The 2,551-nt window shown below is 68.9% G+C and carries 4 protein-coding genes; 3 read left to right on the plus strand and 1 reads right to left on the minus strand.

What is annotated here, in order from left to right; genetic code table 11:
• The coding region (gene lipA / locus A9X05_RS20965; RefSeq protein ID WP_067783881.1) for a lipoyl synthase at positions 1–862 on the plus strand (862 nt) is incomplete at its 5' end.
• Positions 863–910: 48 nt separating this feature from the next.
• Positions 911–1,663 carry a DUF4191 domain-containing protein gene (locus A9X05_RS20970; RefSeq protein WP_067758001.1) on the plus strand — a complete coding sequence of 251 codons (753 nt, stop codon included), beginning with the start codon at positions 911–913 and terminating at the stop codon, positions 1,661–1,663.
• Between the two features lie 15 nt (positions 1,664–1,678).
• Here A9X05_RS20970 and A9X05_RS20975 read toward each other — a convergent pair whose 3' ends face one another.
• A complete protein-coding gene (locus A9X05_RS20975; protein WP_067757998.1) occupies positions 1,679–2,101 on the minus strand; it encodes an RDD family protein in 423 nt (140 codons plus the stop codon).
• 245 nt (positions 2,102–2,346) lie between these two features.
• On the opposite strand from A9X05_RS20975, the gene A9X05_RS20980 reads away from it, so the two are divergent.
• A partial coding sequence (locus tag A9X05_RS20980) for a glutamine synthetase beta-grasp domain-containing protein (protein ID WP_197499157.1) occupies positions 2,347–2,551 on the plus strand: 205 nt, incomplete at its 3' end.

Here is a 2,551-nt window from a genome sequence, read left to right on the forward strand (position 1 = left end):
GATCGAGCGCAAGCCGCCGTGGATCAAGGTGCGGGCCCGGATGGGGCCCGAATACACCCAGCTGAAAAGCCTGGTGCAGCGCGAAGGCCTGCACACCGTCTGCGAAGAGGCGGGCTGCCCCAACATCTTCGAGTGCTGGGAGGACCGGGAGGCCACGTTCCTGATCGGCGGCGACCAGTGCACCCGCCGCTGCGACTTCTGCCAGATCGACACCGGCAAGCCCGCCGCCCTGGACCGCGACGAGCCCAGGCGCGTCGCCGAGAGCGTGCAGACCATGGGATTGCGCTACGCCACGATCACCGGGGTGGCCCGCGACGACCTGCCCGACGGCGGGGCCTGGCTCTACGCCGAGACCGTGCGCGCGATCAAGGAGCTCAACCCGTCGACCGGGGTGGAGCTGTTGATCCCCGACTTCAACGGTGAGCCCACGCGGCTAGCCGAGGTGTTCGAATCACGCCCGGAAGTGTTGGCGCACAACGTCGAAACCGTGCCGCGGATCTTCAAGCGGATCCGGCCCGCGTTCAGCTACCGGCGCAGCCTGGACGTCATCGCCGCGGCACGCGAGTTCGGGTTGGTCACCAAGAGCAACCTCATCCTCGGGCTGGGCGAGACCGCCGACGAGGTGCGCACCGCCCTGGCCGACCTGCGGGGCGCCGGCTGCGACATCGTCACCATCACCCAGTACCTGCGTCCGTCCACCCGGCACCACCCGGTCGAGCGCTGGGTGCGGCCCGAGGAATTCGTCGAGTTCGCCCGCGACGCCGAAGGGCTGGGCTTCTCCGGGGTGCTGGCCGGGCCGCTGGTGCGATCGTCCTACCGGGCGGGCCGGCTCTACGAGCAAGCGGCGCGCACCCGCGCCTGAACCTGCCGCGCCGCCGTGGCGGCCCGCGCCGATACGTATCCTTTGACTATGGCTAAACCCCGCACCGCCGCTGAGAACAAGGCCGCCCGGGCACAGGCGCAGGCCGCGCGCAAGGCCGCCGCGAAGGAGCGCCGCGCCCAGCTGTGGCAGGCGTTCAACCTGCAGCGCCGCGAGGACAAGCGACTGCTGCCGTACATGATCGGCGCCTTCGTCGTCATCGTGGGCATCTCGGTGGCGGTCGGTGTGTGGGCCGGCGGGTTGACGATGATCACCCTGATCCCACTCGGCGTGGTGCTGGGCGCGCTGGCCGCGTTCATCGTCTTCGGCCGTCGCGCGCAGAAGAGCGTCTACAGCAAGGCCGAGGGCCAAACCGGCGCGGCCGCATGGGCTTTGGACAACCTGCGCGGCAAGTGGCGGGTGACGCCCGGGGTGGCCGCGACCGGTCACCTCGACGCGGTGCACCGGGTGATCGGCCGTCCCGGCGTCATCCTGGTCGGCGAGGGATCCTCGGCCCGGGTCCGCCCGCTGCTGGCCCAGGAGAAGAAACGCACCGCGCGCCTGATCGGCGATGTGCCGATCTACGACCTGGTCGTCGGCAACGGCGAAGACGAGGTTCCGCTGGCCAAATTGGAGCGCCACCTCAACCGCCTGCCGGCCAACATCACCGCCAAACAGATGGACACGCTGGAGTCCCGGTTGGCCGCCCTGGGCACGCGGGCCGGCGCCGCCGTCCTGCCGAAGGGCCCGCTCCCGAACGCCGGCAAGATGCGTGGTGTGCAGCGCACCGTGCGGCGTAAGTAGCCAGATCGGAGCCAATCAGCGCCGGACGACCGCCGTCGCGGTCAGCCGGTCCTGCATACCGCGGCCGTCCCAATCGGTGAACAACGCCGGGACGACCATCCCGACGAGCCCGCCCCGCACCACCGCCCGGACGACGCCGACCGCCCCGCGCCCGTCGACCGTCACCACCCGTAGACCCAGCACCAACTGACCGGGCGTGAAGCCGAACAGCCGCACCGAAACCACGCCGAGCACGAACCAGATGCCCAGCACCGCCGTCGACAGCATGTGTTCGGAGAACAAGCCGAAGCGCATGGCCAGCGCGGCCAGGCCGTACGAGATCAGCCAGTCGATCATCAGCGCGCCCAGCCGGCGGCCCATCGGGGCCAGCGAACCGGGTCCGGTCTGCGGCAGGCCCAGCCGCTCGCCGGGATAGGTGGACGGCGAGTCCGGCGTCATCGTCTGGAGCCGGGCTTCGACTCGGCGACGAGCGCGTCCCGCGACCCCGACCGAACGCTGCGCCGGGGCACCGGAAGAGTTACGATCCAGCGGTCCATGGCCCCACAATAGAACCCGCCGGTGACGGCGCCTCTTTTGTGAACAACATGGGTCGCGTAACGTGCGCGCAACACGGGGTTGACTGGCGGGCAACATCTGCTCCATAGCGTCAGGCCGCGGATCTCACCAAGTAAAGGAGCATTTCTGTGACGGAAACGACGCCCGACGACGTTTTCAAACTCGTAAAGGACGAGGACGTCGAGTTTGTCGACGTTCGGTTCTGTGACTTGCCAGGCATCATGCAGCACTTCACGATTCCGGTTTCGTTCTTCGACGAGAGCGTCTTCGAGGACGGCCTGGCCTTCGACGGCTCCTCGATTCGCGGATTCCAGTCCATCCACGAATCCGACA

The sequence above is a fragment of the Mycobacterium sp. E3298 genome (genome assembly GCF_001666895.1).
Taxonomy (GTDB): Bacteria; Actinomycetota; Actinomycetes; order Mycobacteriales; family Mycobacteriaceae; genus Mycobacterium.

What these genes read in the sequence shown, in the direction of transcription:
- A9X05_RS20970 (WP_067758001.1), top strand. Translation starts at nt 911, where the DNA reads ATGGCTAAACCCCGCACCGCCGCTGAGAACAAGGCCGCCCGGGCACAG.
- A9X05_RS20975 (WP_067757998.1), bottom strand. Translation starts at nt 2,101, where the DNA reads ATGACGCCGGACTCGCCGTCCACCTATCCCGGCGAGCGGCTGGGCCTG.